The organism is Streptomyces sp. NPDC059866, from assembly GCF_042731325.1.
In the GTDB taxonomy this organism is placed as follows: domain Bacteria; phylum Actinomycetota; class Actinomycetes; order Streptomycetales; family Streptomycetaceae; genus Streptomyces; species Streptomyces flavusporus.
In genome coordinates this window covers 21,659-35,155 of the sequence record NZ_JBHWJT010000004.1, presented here as the reverse complement: position 1 = coordinate 35,155, position 13,497 = coordinate 21,659, and the positions used below count along the sequence as shown (strand labels likewise).

Sequence of the window (13,497 nt, the reverse complement as noted above, 5' to 3'; positions counted from 1 at the left end):
CCGTCAGGGCAGCCACCGCGTCCTCAAGGAGTTGGGACCCGTGTCGGAAAACAAAGATCCCCACGTAGCAGCTCAGGCTGGTTCGAGCGTTGAGGGCGTGAAGTTCGTTTACGACTTCACCGAGGGCAACAAGGACCTCAAGGACCTCCTCGGCGGCAAGGGCGCGAACCTCGCCGAGATGACCAACCTGGGCCTCCCCGTCCCGCCCGGCTTCACCATCACCACCGAGGCCTGCAAGGTCTACCTCGACAGCGGCGAGGAGCCGGCGGCACTGCGTGACGAGGTGAGTGCGCACCTCGACGCGCTGGAGCAGCGCATGGGCAAGAAGCTGGGCCAGGCGGACAACCCTCTGCTCGTCTCCGTCCGCTCCGGCGCGAAGTTCTCCATGCCCGGCATGATGGACACGGTCCTCAACATCGGCCTGTCCGACAAGTCGGTGCAGGGCCTTGCCAAGCAGGCCGGCGACGAACGCTTCGCCTGGGACTCCTACCGCCGCCTCATCCAGATGTTCGGCAAGACCGTTCTCGGCGTCGACGGCGACCTCTTCGAGGAGGCGCTGGAGAAGGCCAAGGAGGCCAAGAAGGTCACGGTCGACACCGAGCTGGAGGCCGCGGACCTGAAGAAGCTGGTCACCCGCTTCAAGAAGATCGTCAAGACCGAGGCCGGCCGGGACTTCCCGCAGGACCCGCGCGAGCAGATGGACCTCGCCATCAAGGCGGTCTTCGACTCCTGGAACGGCGACCGCGCCAAGCTCTACCGCCGCCAGGAGCGCATCCCGCACGACCTGGGCACCGCGGTCAACGTCTGCTCCATGGTCTTCGGCAACCTGGGCCCGGACTCCGGTACGGGCGTCGCCTTCACCCGCGACCCCGCCTCCGGCCACCAGGGCGTCTACGGCGACTACCTCCAGAACGCCCAGGGCGAGGACGTGGTGGCCGGCATCCGCAACACGGTCCCGCTCGCGGAGCTGGAACAGATCGACAAGCAGTCGTACGACCAGCTGATGCAGATCATGGAGACGCTGGAGAACCACTACAAGGACCTCTGCGACATCGAGTTCACCATCGAGCGCGGCCGGCTGTGGATGCTCCAGACCCGCGTCGGCAAGCGCACCGCGGGCGCCGCCTTCCGGATCGCGACGCAGCTGGTCGACCAGGGCCTGATCGACGAGGCGGAGGCGCTCCAGCGAGTCAACGGCGCCCAGCTCGCCCAGCTGATGTTCCCGCGCTTCGACGAGCACGCCAAGGTCGAGCAGGTCGGCCGGGGCATCGCGGCGTCGCCGGGTGCGGCGGTCGGCAAGGCGGTCTTCGACTCGTACACCGCGGTGAAGTGGTCGCGTTCCGGCGAGAAGGTCATCCTGATCCGCCGTGAGACGAACCCCGACGACCTGGACGGCATGATCGCCGCGGAGGGCATCCTCACCTCGCGCGGCGGCAAGACCTCCCACGCCGCCGTCGTGGCCCGCGGCATGGGCAAGACCTGTGTCTGCGGCGCGGAGGAGCTGGAGGTCGACACCAAGCGGCGCCGGATGACGGTGCCGGGTGGGCATGTGGTGGAGGAGGGCGACCTCATCTCCATCGACGGCTCCAGCGGCAAGGTGTACCTCGGTGAGGTGCCGGTGGTTCCGTCTCCGGTCGTGGAGTACTTCGAGGGCCGGATGCACGCGGGTGCCCAGGACGCCGACGAACTGGTCGAGGCCGTGCACCGGATCATGGCGTTCGCCGACCGCAAGCGGCGCCTGCGGGTGCGCGCCAACGCGGACAACGCCGAGGACGCGCTGCGCGCCCGTCGCTTCGGCGCCCAGGGCATCGGTCTGTGCCGTACGGAGCACATGTTCCTCGGCGACCGCCGTGAGCTGGTCGAGCGCCTCATCCTGGCCGACACGGAGACCGAGCGTGAGGAGTCCCTGAAGGAGCTGCTCCCGCTCCAGAAGCAGGACTTCGTGGAGCTGTTCTCGGCGATGGACGGCCTCCCGGTGACGATCCGTCTCCTCGACCCCCCGCTGCACGAGTTCCTCCCCGACATCACGGAACTGTCCGTCCGCGTCGCCCTGGCGGAGTCCCGTCAGGAGCCGCACGAGAACGAACTGCGCCTGCTCCAGGCGGTGCACCGCCTGCACGAGCAGAACCCGATGCTCGGCCTGCGCGGCGTGCGCCTCGGCCTGGTCATCCCGGGGCTGTTCACGATGCAGGTCCGGGCGATCGCCGAGGCCGCGGCCGAGCGCAAGAACGCCAAGGGCGACCCGCGCGCCGAGATCATGATTCCGCTCGTCGGCACGGTCCAGGAACTGGAGATCGTCCGCGAGGAGGCCGACCGGGTCATCGCGGAGGTCCAGGCCGCGAGCGGTACGGAACTGAAGCTGGCGATCGGCACGATGATCGAACTGCCGCGCGCAGCGCTGACCGCCGCTCAGATCGCCGAGGCGGCCGAGTTCTTCAGCTTCGGCACGAACGACCTGACGCAGACGGTCTGGGGCTTCAGCCGCGACGACGTGGAGGCCAGCTTCTTCACCGCATACCTGGAGAAGGGCATCTTCGGCGTCAGCCCCTTCGAGACGATCGACAAGGACGGCGTGGGCTCCCTGGTCGCCGCCGCCGCGAAGGCCGGCCGCGAAACCCGCCCCGACCTCAAGCTCGGCGTCTGCGGCGAACACGGCGGCGACCCCGAGTCGGTCCACTTCTTCCACGAGGTGGGACTGGACTACGTCTCCTGCTCACCGTTCCGGATTCCGGTGGCGCGCCTGGAGGCGGGCCGGGCGGCATCCCAGTCGACGGGCAGCGACCACCGCTGACCCACCGACCCCGGAGCCGCCGCTGATCCCCGACCCTCACCGATCCGGCGGCGGCTCCGGCAGACAGGAAGAGGGGGCGGCACCCTGTGCGGAGGGTGCCGCCCCCTTTGCCGTGCCTCGGGACCGGTCAGCGGGCGTCGCGGCGCCTGCGTGCCACGAAGAGCACGCCGCCCCCGGCGAGCAGGACGGCCGCGCCGCCGCCCGCGATGTACGGGGTGGCGCTGCTGCCGCCGGTCTCGGCCAGGTCGGTGTCCTCCTGCGCCCCTGCGTCGGAGGAGGCGCCCTCACCGCTGTCGGTCCCCTCGTCATCGGCGGGCACGAAGTCCGCGGGCGGCCGGTCACAGCCGACGCCGTCCCCGTCGCGGTCCAGGTGGTCGCCGTAGTGCTCGTCACCCTCGGGGATGCTGGCGTGCCCGTTCTCGTACGCCTCGGTGCAGTTCTTGAACGGGTGACTGCCGTCATGGGCCTCGGCGGTGGCCGGCAGAGCGGCCAGCGCCAGCGCGGCGACGGCCACGGCGGCAGGCTTGCGGAACGAATACACAGGGAGCCCCCAGCTTCGTGCGGATATCCATGCGCACGATCACGGAGAGGTGATCGGCGTGGACAGCGAGGTGATGAAGCTATGGGGGGGCCTGGTTGATACTGCGGCGATATGACGGACCCGTGATGCGAACGTGACGTGACCGGACGGTAGCTCTCCGCTCATGAAGCGGCATTCTGTGAACGAGCCGCCCAGCCGCTCCACCGCCGAAAGCCGTTCCCGCCCGTCCTCCAGTACCTCCCCGCGCCCGTCCGCACGGGCCCACCACAGAGTCGACCAGTCCTCGTCGTAGTGGTCGACCAGCACCGTCACCGAAGGGTTCTCCCGAATGTTGCGCAGGCGGCGCAGGTCCCACGTGTTCTTGAGTTTGTGGTCGACCGCGAAGTAGACGACGTCGTCCAGGACGGCGAAGGTGACGGGCACGGCATGAGGCGTTCCTTCGGCGTCGGCTGTCGCCGGCCGGGCGACGGGGAAGCGAAAATCGCTTCCGCGCGTCGAGCGGTGCGAGCTTCTTACTCCCACCGTACGAGGATCAAAGGCCCGGCCAGGTATCACGGGCTTGCCTTCCCGCAGGCATACGACCGTCCCCGACCAGGCGGCGGTGTGGAGTGCGGTCAGGGTCGGCAGAGAGGCCGTGAGGGGCGTGGTCCCGAGCTCGGCCAGGTGGAAGAGGCCGGGTGCCCCCGCAGCACCGAATGGCTCAGCAGCACGTCCGGGTACGCGGCGGACCGCGCAGCGGTCGCTTCATGCAGCTGCCTGCGGCACGACTCGAGCTCTGCCTGCTCATCAAGGAATCCGAGCAGCGGGCGTCGCAACACCCACACTGCACGCACCGAGGCGCCTCGCAAGGCGGCGGCTTCCAGGGCATGATCCAGGGCGGCGTCGGCCGACGGGCTGCCGTCGACCCCGACCACGAGATACGGCGGTTCCTCCACCGTGCGCCCGGCTTCCGGCACAACGACCACCGGACAGGCGGCGTTCGCGCTCACCGGAACGGTCGTGAAGAGAGCACTCAGCACTTCCGCCAGCCGACCCAGCCGAAGCGAGCCGAGGACCACCAGTGCCGCGTGCGCGGACTGCCGTACGAGAGCCTGTGCCGGATCGGCATCCGTGATGAACGTCGTCACCTCGAGACCCGGCTGCCGTTCATGGGCGCGCGCCTCGGCGTTGTCCAGCGCCTCGTCCCCCAGCTGCCGCAAGGCCTTGTGATGTGCGGTCTCTTCCACACCGCGCACGTGATGGGTGACGGGCAGCACCGCGTGGACCAGGTGGAGGGGCACCCTGCGGCGGGCTGCTTCATCAGTCGCCCAGGCCAGGGCAGCGTCCTGTTCCAAGATGTCGACGCCGAAGACGATCGGGAGTACTTCGCCGGCAGATGTCACAGCTCCTCCGCCTGTCTGCACTCCCGTGGTGGCAGCCATCGGCTGCGCCGGTCCATACCTGCACGGTACGCAAGGGCGGTCGACGCGGCAGACCGAGGGGCCCCGCTTCATTGGAAGCCGATCGTCCGTGAGGCGGCACCCTGGGGAGCTTCGGACCTCGATGATGCCCTCTCTGGCCCCTGCGATCTTGCACCTGGTGCGGTGGACTGGACGTATGCCGTACCGCGATACCGAGGAGCCTGGTCATGGCTGCACTCGCACGCAAGCAGAAGTTCCCGTTCCCTGATCTGCCCGAGTGGTTCGAGGCTTTCCCCGCCCGATTCACCATGCCGAGTACGCCGACGGCATGCTGACCGTCAGTGTGGGCCTCGGCGAAGAGAAGCCGGAACCGAAGCACATCGAGATCAAGCACACCACATGAGTCGCGCCCCTGGCCGGCTGGGCGGACTCCCACACAGTCCGCCCAGGCGCCTCGCGCAGGGGCTTGCTCGCGGTCGAGGCCGTGGTCGGGATGTCGCTGCTCGCACCGTGAGCAGGGCCGCTCGGCGCCTGTAGGGACTCTCAGCCAGTGAGCCGGGCACCGTGCCACGCACACGATCCGAAGGAGATCCACCCGATGCCTCACCAGGTGACCGTCGGCCTGGACGGGTCCCCCGAGAGCAGTGCCGCCGCCGAGTGGGCGGCACAGGAGGCGCTGCTGCGCGAGGTGCCGCTGCGCCTCGTCTACGCGGACGAATGGCCGGTCTCGGCGGCAATTCCGGTCGCTGGCCCCGAGGTACCGCGGTGGCCCGACGAGCTTCTGGCCGCCGCCGCGGAGGAGATGCGGCGGTTGTGTCCCTCCTTGGAGGTCAGCACACGGCGGCTGTCCGGCCGGCCTGCGGCCGCTCTGTCGATCGAGGCGGCCGAGGCCGATCTGCTGGTGCTCGGTTCCCGCGGCCTGGGCGGTGTCACGGGCTTCCTCCTCGGATCCGTCGGCATGGCGACGATCGGTGCCACCGAGCGGCCGGTCGTGCTCGTACGGGCGTCGGGACAGCCGGGCGGGCGGACCACGGCCGCTCCGGGCGGCTCCTCCGGCGATATGGTCGTCGGCCTGGACATCCACCACTCCTGCGACCCGATCCTGGACTTCGCGTTCGACGAAGCCGCGCGGCGCGGCAGCCGCCTGCGGGCGGTGTACGGCTGGTCGCTTCCGCCGGTCGTACGCGACGCCTCCGCGCTGGCAGCAGCCGAGCGGGAGGTCAGCCCGGACGTCGCACGGTGCCTCACGGGCATCCTGGCGCCCTGGCGGCAGAAGTTCCCCTCGGTGGAAGTCGTGGAGCGGTCCCCCCTCGGCGCGCCCGCTCAGCAGCTCGTTCGGGCGGCCGCCGATGCGGAACTGGTGGTGGTCGGCCGGCGCATCCGCAGGTCGCCCCTGGGGGCGCACATCGGGGCCGTCGCCCACGCCGTGATACACCACTGCGCCGCGCCCGTTGCCGTCGTCGCCCATGACTGACCGTCTCGGCCAGGTGGACGTGGTGCTCCCGTCGGCCTTCGATGTGGCCGCCGCGTTCCGGTTCCCGTTCTGGGCCGTCGCCGAGACAAGAGGCCGTGAGATGGGCCTGATGGCCCTCGATCGGGCCTGGTGGCCCTTCCTCCCGCATCCGCGACGGCATGACGCTGGTATCGGGAGCCGACCGAGCTTGACGGAGGTGTGCGTCATGGTGCAGCCCGTTGTCGCCGGAGTAGACGGATCCGCCGAAAGTCTGACTGCCGTGCAGTGGGCGGCCCGTGAGGCCGTACGCCGCGACCGGCCGCTCCACCTGCTGCATGCCGGGAACTGGCACCCCCGCCAGACAGACGGCGAACCCGCGAACGCCGCTCAGCGGCATCTCGCACGGCGTTACCTGCGCCAGGCGGAGGAGCGGATCCGCGCCACGTGCCCCGACACCCGGCTGTCGGACGAGCAAGTCGAGGGCCCTGCGACCGAGGCCCTGGTCAAGGCGGCCGAGCAGGCCGAACTGCTCGTCCTGGGCTCGCGCGGACTGAGCGGCTTCACCGGATTCCTCGTCGGCTCGGTCGCCCTCGGCGTCGTGGCGCGGGCCACGCGTCCCGTCGTCCTCGTCCGCGCGGGCGAGGAGGCGGAGGACGAGCACATTCCGGCGTACGAGGGGCAGCCTTCGGTACGCACCGGCTACCGGGACGTGGTGCTCGGCATCAACATCACCGAGCCGCGCGACGAGATCATCGAGTTCGCCGCGGACAAGCCCTCTGCCGCGCTCGTGTGGGCCGCGACTGGTGCGAGTCTCCTCGTCGTCGGTCACCGGACGGCCGACCGGCCGGTGGGCCCGCGCACTGGACCCGTCACGCACACCGCCATCCATCACGTCGGCTGTCCCGTGGCCGTCGTGCCCCATGCATGAGACACGCGGGGGCCACACCAGCCGTCCCCGCACGCACCAGATGACCAGGGAGGTGACGGTCATGATCAGGCCAGTCGTGGCCGGTGTTGAGGTTTCGCGTGAGGGCATTGCCGCGGCCGACTGGGCGGCCAGGGAAGCCCTGCGCCGAGGACTGCCGCTCCGGCTCGTGCATGCCTGGGAGGCGGGCCTGCCGGAGGGCGCCCCCGAGACGGCACTGCCGGAGCTGAAAGCACCTCAGTACCACGCCCGCCGGGTGCTGCACAGTGCGCTCGACCAGCTGAGCGAGCGATACCCGCAGCTGTCCATCACCGCGGAGCAGGTGTGCGGGCCGCCCGTGCCCGCCTTGCTCGCCGAGGCGGAGAACGCCGAACTCCTGGTCGTCGGCAGCCAAGGGCCCAGTGGCCTGGGCGGGTTCGTATCAGGGGCAGTCGCCATGGCCACGGTTTCCCGCATTGAACGGCCGATCGTCCTGGTACGGGACAGTGACACCGCCGAGGACGAGCATCTGCCGGACGGCGACGGAAAGCCGTCAGTCCGCACGCCCTGCCGCGACGTCGCGGTCGCCGTCGACGTCGACGAACCGTGCGACGACGTTCTGGACTTCGCATACCACGCCGCCGAGCGGCGCCGGGCGCCGCTGCGCGTGATACACGCCTGGCATGTGCCGTTCTCCCGCGGCCTCCCGGACGCCGAGGAACGCGCACGGACCAGGACAGAAGCGGAACGCGAGCTGGCAGGGCTGCTCTCACCCTGGCGAGAGAAGTACCGCACCCTCGTCGTCAAGGAGAACCTCCCCGAGGGACGCCCGGCACACGTCCTCGTTCCTGCCGTGAGTGGCGCCGGTCTGCTCGTCGTCGGCAGCCGCAGGCGCCGCGAAGCGGTCGGACTGCACCCCGGACCGGTCGCCCATGCACTGATCCATCACGTGCATTGCCCGGTCGCGCTGGTGCCGCACGACTGACGGTTCGGTCTTTGATGTGCGTCTAAGGACCGGGCTCGTATACGAGGCAGTGATCACCGAGGGTCACTTAGCCGCGCAGACGACCTCGCCGAAGTGGCCCACCTGTTCCTCAGGCAGTCGACGTGCGAGGTCCGCCTCGCTGATCATGCCGACCAGGCGATGGTTCTCGATGTCCGGCAGCCGCCGGATCTTGTGTTCCTCCATGGCCCGCAGGACCTCGTCCGTGTAGGCCCCGGCGTCAATAGTGATCGGCTTGCCTGGCGCGTTCCGCGCTGGACGCGATGATGCGCTCCGCCATGACTTCTTCGGCGGGGAGGTCGATGCTGAGGGACGGCGGCTGCCCTCGTAACGCTCCAGCAGGGAGGCATAGACCAGGCGCAATGACAGCCTGTGGCGCGCTGCTTCGTCCACCGCCTGCAGGCCGGAAGCTGATCCGTCGACACCCACGACCAGCGGGAGTTCCATGCTCCCCACTGCTTTCCTTTCCGGCCTCTGCGAGCACCCTGTGAATACCGTCGCACCGCCCAAGGTCCACCGCGACAGGCGGATCGGTCCTGAAGGGGGACCTCCGGCCGGATGCCGCCGCCCCGCTTGGCGGCGATGGTGGAGTCGTAGGGCCGGTCAGCCCACCGCCGTGCCCCTTAAGACCCTGAGGCCGGGCGCCTTCTCGCGGGAGGCTGAAGCTGAGAGCAGGACAAGTGGCGCGAGCGGGCTCCACCCGCGAGAGGGAGCCAGCAAATCGTCGCCGGAGTCGTCGCGGACCGGCTCAGAGCTGCCCGGGTGCGACTGCTTGACCTGTACGCGCCCTATGGCGCCGGGCCCGAGCCCTGAAACGCCGACGCGAGAGGAGGCCTGAAGTGCCTGAGACCCCGCACATCGTGAGCGATGTGATGACCCTGACGGTGGTGGCCGTCGGGCGCGACGCGCCCTTCAAGGAGATCGTCCGGACCATGGAGCAGTGGAAGGTCAGTGCCCTGCCTGTCCTGGAGGGCGAGGGGCGCGTCATCGGTGTCGTCTCCGAGGCCGACCTGTTGCCCAAGGAGGAGTTCCGCGACAGGGCCATGAGCCTCCACGAGCAGCGGCAGCGCCTGTCCGACGTCGCCAAGGCGGGAGCAGTGACCGCGGAGGAGCTGATGAGTACTCCGGCCGTTACGGTGCACCCCGACGTCACCCTGGCACAGGCCGCGCGGATCATGGCCGTGAAGCACGTCAAGCGGCTGCCCGTGGTCGATGACTTGGACATGCTGCAGGGGATCGTCAGCCGCGCCGATCTGCTGAAGGTGTTCTTGCGGTCGGACGAGGAGATCGAGGAGGAGGTCCGCCGCACGGTGATCGCCTACCTCTTCCCCGCGTTCAGCCACGCCATCCACGTGAACGTGCACGAGGGAGTCGTCACTCTCCGCGGACAGATCGGCGACACCGCGCTCGTTTCCGTTGCCGCGCGCCTCGTCCGCGCGGTGGAGGGCGTGGTGGACGTCGAGTCCCATCTCACCGGTGCTCCGGCCGGTTCGGAAGGCGAGTAGTGACAGGACACCACGCGGAACCGGCCGATGGCGGGTGCCGTCGGCCATCATGGAAGCGCAGGCGAGGCGTAGGGACCGACAGGCTGCACCTCGGGCGGGTCAGGGCTGGATGTCGAGTACTTCCGGCACCGGGCGGCGCGGTGTGCTGGGGCCCTTGGGGCCGTAGCCGAGGCGCAGCACCATCTGCGTGAAGCCCCTTCCCGACACCGGGTCGCGCAGCGGCCAGCGCAGGTCGGTCCACTCGAGGGCTTGGGTGGCGAAGGAACTGGACAGGCCCTCGAGGGTGGCCAGCAACAGGACGCGTTCCATGGCCTGCCCGGCGCGAAGCCAGTCCTCCGGACGGTCGTTGCTCGTGCTGAGAAGGGCCAGCTGAGGGGACACCTCGAAGTCGGCTGCGCCACGGCCCGCCACCGGCCTGGGCCCGGCGAAGTCCCGCATGGGAGCTTTGCCGCCGCGTTTGCGCGGCCCGAAGGCATGGTCAGGGACGCCGTCCGGGGAAGTGCTCACCGACGGAGCGTCACTGTGTGTCCATTGCTCCAGGTCCTGGTCGCTGCCACGGTCGGTGATGTTCCGCGCCTCGGCTTCCTGAACCAGTTCCAGCACCTCCTGTCTGCTCCTGTCGCGGGATCCTGCTCAGGGAAATGCGCGCCGGTAGCAGCGGCAGTCCGTGGCCGCTTACCGATCGGCCGGACTGATACGGCGGCCGGTGATGCGCGTGGGCTGGATCGACACCCACATCTCGCGTTCGCCGCCCGCCCATGGCTTGGTGTGGGCACGATCGGCCAGCCGCCGCACCGCGTCGGGCGATGTGACAACCCGCGCAGGACCGACGACGAGCACGCTCCAGCCCTGGCTCATGGCCTCGTCCAGATGATCGACCTCGAAGGCGACGTCCGATCCCACGGCGGCCGCAGGAACCGACTCGGGCGCGGTCCGGAAGGCGATCGCGCCGCCGACGACCTCGTAGTTCACCGGGACGATCGCCGGACCGTCGGGCGTCGACACCGCGACGCGGCCCACGCCGTGCGTGGAAAGCCGGGTGCGGCATTCGTCGGGGCTGAGGTCCCGCAGTTGCGGGTGCAGGAGCGCCAGGCCCTGACCGGGCGGCAGATCGAGGCCGCCTCCTTTCAGGGCCGCGACGCTGGTGCCCAGAGCATCGGCCAGACGGATGAGAGTCGCCAGGCTCGGGTCGGCCGGCTGTTCCTCCAGGTACGCCAGGTAGTCCGGCGCCATCCTGGCGCGACGGGCTGTTTCTGTCCGGGTGAGTTTCTGTCGTTCGCGTTCGGTGGCCACGCGTCGGCCGATGTCGCCAGGGTTGGGTGTCCCGTAGGGCGGGGTTCTGTCTGACACGACGCCTGGCTCATCCACGCTCGTCCGGGAGGGCTCGTGAGTTGTCTCGGGCCTGTGCTCCAGGTGACGGACATGCGCGTCGGGCCCGGGGAACACCAGCGTCACCTCGTGCGTGTCCGACCAGCGCACGTCGTAGGGAGGTGTTCCATCCGCATGGTGGAGTCCGACGATCTCGCCGTCGCGCCTGGTGGCGCCGGTCGTCGGGCTTTCGATGACGAGTTGATCGCCGAGGTGAGCTCGCATGATCGCCGCCACTTCCTCAAGATGTTGCTGTACCCAACGTGCCACGCGCGACGCGCCGCCGCACGGGACGAGAAACCCTGATCCGGGGCCGAGCGGGCCCGGTCGCGGGACCACTGGCCCCACAACGCGGGCCCGAGCGGCTCACCCGTGGGCGACTGGTTCCTGACACGCTTGACCACGACTGGCTGTCACGTGCCCGGAAGGGAGTGGCGACATGCACCACCGAACGGTCGCAGAGCTCATGACCCGAGACGTCGTCCGGGCGCGGCGTGACCTGCCGTTCAAAGAGATCGTCAAGCTGTTGGCGGAGAACGATGTCACCGCCGTACCGGTGGTGGATGAGCTGGACCGCCCGATGGGTGTGGTGTCCGAGGCCGATCTGCTGCGCAAGTCCGCGGATCAGGCCGACCCGTCCGGCCTTACACCGATTCCGCATCTGGAGGCGTGGGAGCGGGCCAAGGCCGAGGGGGCCAGGGCCGAGGAACTGATGTCGGCTCCCGCTGTCTGCGCACGACCGGAGTGGACCGTGGTCGAGGCCGCCCGCCTGATGGAGGTCCACGGTGTCAAGCGACTGCCCGTGGTGGACGAGACGGACAGGCTGCAGGGCATCGTCAGCCGCAGCGACCTGCTACGGATCTTCCTGCGCCGTGACGACGCCATCCGCGACGAGATCACCCAGGACGTATTGCACCAGACGATGGGCCTTGCTCCCTCAGAGGTGACGGTCGAAGTAAGCGAGGGTCAGGTCACCCTCGGCGGATCCGTCGAGTTCAAGAGCCTGATCCCCATCATCGAGAGGCTGTGCCGGAGCGTTGACGGTGTGGTCTCGGTCGCTCAGCACGTCACGTACCGGACCGACGCGTGATCGCGGATCGAGGTGGGGAGCACGGGCCGACGGCGGGACCGCCGGCCCTGCGCGGACGAGACCGGAACACCAGCCCGCACAGACCTTGGCCGGCTGATCTCGCCTACACCGGGAAGACGGACCGCATGAGCTGGTCCATCCGGCTGTGCAGACCTCGAGCTCGCGGAACGGGTCTCATGCCGGGAGGACGCCCCGACCGCGACGGACAGGTAGCGTCATCGGTCATCCTCCTTGCCTTCCGAGGCGGCAGCGCGTCCGCCCTTGAGCGCGGACATGATGCTTGTCGGGTTCCCAAGCCGAAGCCGGACACCAGCGAGGTTTCGGTCACATGGGCCACCCAGTGACCTGGTAAGGGTCCGGCCCGGTCGCGGCCGCCCCCATGCCTTCGATGTCACGTTCGGCGGCACCCAGCAGCTGCTCGGAGAGGTCGCGCATGGCCCTGCCCGCTGCCAGTTCGTCACCGATCTCAGGAACATCTGTGTCCGCCGGATTACGGTGCGCGACTCCGTGACCTGTGAGCGTCGCATCTCCGGTTTCCAGCACCACACGTGCCTTGGTCGTTCCCTCGTCCTCGAAGAGGTAGAGGTGAACCCTCCACTCCTCGCTGTGCGGCATCGCTTTCCTCCTCATGTCGGGTACGGACCGATGCGATTCAGATGTGCTTCGCTGCGGGCTCCGGGGCGCCGGGCCGGTCATTCCCTCCCGCAGATACGACATCGCCATGGTCACCTCGTACGGATCGGTGGTCGTCGCATCGGACATCGCCGCACCTCCTCGGAACCGAGCAGCCCTAGGGCTGTCACTGGCGGAAGCGCCCGGACCAAGACGGCTCCACCACGTCCCACTCGGCGTCCCAATGCGCGTACCTTCTGCCGTCCAGCACCCGGCGCATGCCCGCCCTTGCCGCGAGGACCCCCGCGGCCACCGTGACCGCTGTCATGCCGCCCGCCAGCCAGGCGGTGGCCGTCGCGTTGTCCGCGGTCATCGGCGGACTGGTGATGGTTCCGTCCCGGTCCAGCCAGACCCGTACAGTCACGCCTTTGGGCGTACCCGCCTTCACCGTGGCCGTTCCGGTCCTCTCCTTGCCGTCCTTACCCGTCCAGCGGACCTGCGACCGCTGCATGACGTCCTCCGCACCATCCCGCGCTCCTTCGGCATCCGAAACCACCCGGGCGGTGATCGCCTGCCGCTGCGCCGACTGGGCCTGCACGACGCGCATCGAAGCCTCGTAGGCCGTCAGCCCCGCACCCACCGAGGCCGCCGGTAGTCCGAGGGCGAGTACGAGCATCAGGAATCGGAAGAACCAGGATTCGATCCTGTCGGACGTACGCCTCAGTGGGTTTGCGCCCTTGGACGGGTGCTTCTGGTGCGGCGGGTGGGGGTTGGATGCGTACGGCGAACCCTGTGCGCTCATGACATGACCTCCAGCTATTGCTGGCCAC

At 69.3% G+C, this 13,497-nt stretch carries 14 protein-coding genes; 6 read left to right on the top strand and 8 right to left on the bottom strand.

All coding sequences use genetic code 11. From position 1 onward, the window contains the following. Positions 1-40 precede the first annotated feature (40 nt). Positions 41-2,791 (top strand): pyruvate, phosphate dikinase, encoded by a 2,751-nt coding sequence (gene ppdK / locus ACFV7R_RS06655; RefSeq protein WP_385260675.1) that lies wholly within the window; start codon positions 41-43, stop codon positions 2,789-2,791. Positions 2,792-2,918: 127 nt separating this feature from the next. On the opposite strand, the gene ACFV7R_RS06650 is transcribed toward ppdK, so the two are convergent. The 3 genes from ACFV7R_RS06650 to ACFV7R_RS06640 form a co-directional block, all read right to left on the bottom strand. After that, positions 2,919-3,332, bottom strand: a complete 414-nt coding sequence (locus ACFV7R_RS06650; RefSeq protein WP_385260672.1) for an LAETG motif-containing sortase-dependent surface protein — start codon at positions 3,330-3,332, stop codon at positions 2,919-2,921. Between the two features lie 39 nt (positions 3,333-3,371). After that, complete coding sequence (locus tag ACFV7R_RS06645) at positions 3,372-3,755, bottom strand: pyridoxamine 5'-phosphate oxidase family protein (protein WP_385260669.1); 384 nt, start codon at positions 3,753-3,755, stop codon at positions 3,372-3,374. A gap of 191 nt (positions 3,756-3,946) precedes the next feature. Next, positions 3,947-4,753: a universal stress protein gene (locus ACFV7R_RS06640; RefSeq protein ID WP_385260667.1), complete on the bottom strand. Its 807-nt coding sequence runs from the start codon at positions 4,751-4,753 to the stop codon at positions 3,947-3,949. A gap of 577 nt (positions 4,754-5,330) precedes the next feature. Here ACFV7R_RS06640 and ACFV7R_RS06635 point away from each other — a divergent pair. The 3 genes from ACFV7R_RS06635 (at position 5,331) to ACFV7R_RS06625 (ending at position 8,074) form a co-directional block, all read left to right on the top strand. Beyond that, positions 5,331-6,206 (top strand): universal stress protein, encoded by an 876-nt coding sequence (locus ACFV7R_RS06635; RefSeq protein ID WP_385260665.1) that lies wholly within the window; start codon positions 5,331-5,333, stop codon positions 6,204-6,206. A gap of 205 nt (positions 6,207-6,411) precedes the next feature. After that, positions 6,412-7,113, top strand: coding sequence for a universal stress protein (locus ACFV7R_RS06630; protein ID WP_385261396.1), 702 nt, complete (start codon positions 6,412-6,414; stop codon positions 7,111-7,113). Between the two features lie 61 nt (positions 7,114-7,174). Then, complete coding sequence (locus tag ACFV7R_RS06625) at positions 7,175-8,074, top strand: universal stress protein (protein WP_385260662.1); 900 nt, start codon at positions 7,175-7,177, stop codon at positions 8,072-8,074. 63 nt (positions 8,075-8,137) lie between these two features. Here ACFV7R_RS06625 and ACFV7R_RS06620 read toward each other — a convergent pair whose 3' ends face one another. Beyond that, positions 8,138-8,539, bottom strand: a complete 402-nt coding sequence (locus ACFV7R_RS06620; protein ID WP_385260659.1) for a CBS domain-containing protein — start codon at positions 8,537-8,539, stop codon at positions 8,138-8,140. A gap of 392 nt (positions 8,540-8,931) precedes the next feature. Here ACFV7R_RS06620 and ACFV7R_RS06615 point away from each other — a divergent pair, with 392 nt between their 5' ends. Next, positions 8,932-9,597: a CBS domain-containing protein gene (locus ACFV7R_RS06615; protein WP_385260656.1), complete on the top strand. Its 666-nt coding sequence runs from the start codon at positions 8,932-8,934 to the stop codon at positions 9,595-9,597. A 99-nt stretch (positions 9,598-9,696) separates the two neighbouring features. Here the strand turns inward: ACFV7R_RS06615 and ACFV7R_RS06610 are convergent, their stop codons facing one another. Together ACFV7R_RS06610 and ACFV7R_RS06605 are read right to left on the bottom strand one after the other, a co-directional pair. Further along, positions 9,697-10,200 (bottom strand): hypothetical protein, encoded by a 504-nt coding sequence (locus ACFV7R_RS06610; RefSeq protein ID WP_385260653.1) that lies wholly within the window; start codon positions 10,198-10,200, stop codon positions 9,697-9,699. Positions 10,201-10,272: 72 nt separating this feature from the next. Beyond that, on the bottom strand, positions 10,273-11,190 hold the full coding sequence (locus tag ACFV7R_RS06605) for a pyridoxamine 5'-phosphate oxidase family protein (protein ID WP_385261393.1): 918 nt from the start codon (positions 11,188-11,190) through the stop codon (positions 10,273-10,275). 214 nt (positions 11,191-11,404) lie between these two features. On the opposite strand from ACFV7R_RS06605, the gene ACFV7R_RS06600 reads away from it, so the two are divergent. Further along, positions 11,405-12,055, top strand: coding sequence for a CBS domain-containing protein (locus ACFV7R_RS06600; RefSeq protein WP_385260652.1), 651 nt, complete (start codon positions 11,405-11,407; stop codon positions 12,053-12,055). Positions 12,056-12,379: 324 nt separating this feature from the next. Here the strand turns inward: ACFV7R_RS06600 and ACFV7R_RS06595 are convergent, their stop codons facing one another. After that, complete coding sequence (locus ACFV7R_RS06595) at positions 12,380-12,670, bottom strand: DUF1876 domain-containing protein (protein ID WP_385261391.1); 291 nt, start codon at positions 12,668-12,670, stop codon at positions 12,380-12,382. A 184-nt stretch (positions 12,671-12,854) separates the two neighbouring features. Further along, a complete protein-coding gene (locus tag ACFV7R_RS06590) occupies positions 12,855-13,469 on the bottom strand; it encodes a hypothetical protein (RefSeq protein WP_385260650.1) in 615 nt (204 codons plus the stop codon). Positions 13,470-13,497 lie beyond the last annotated feature (28 nt).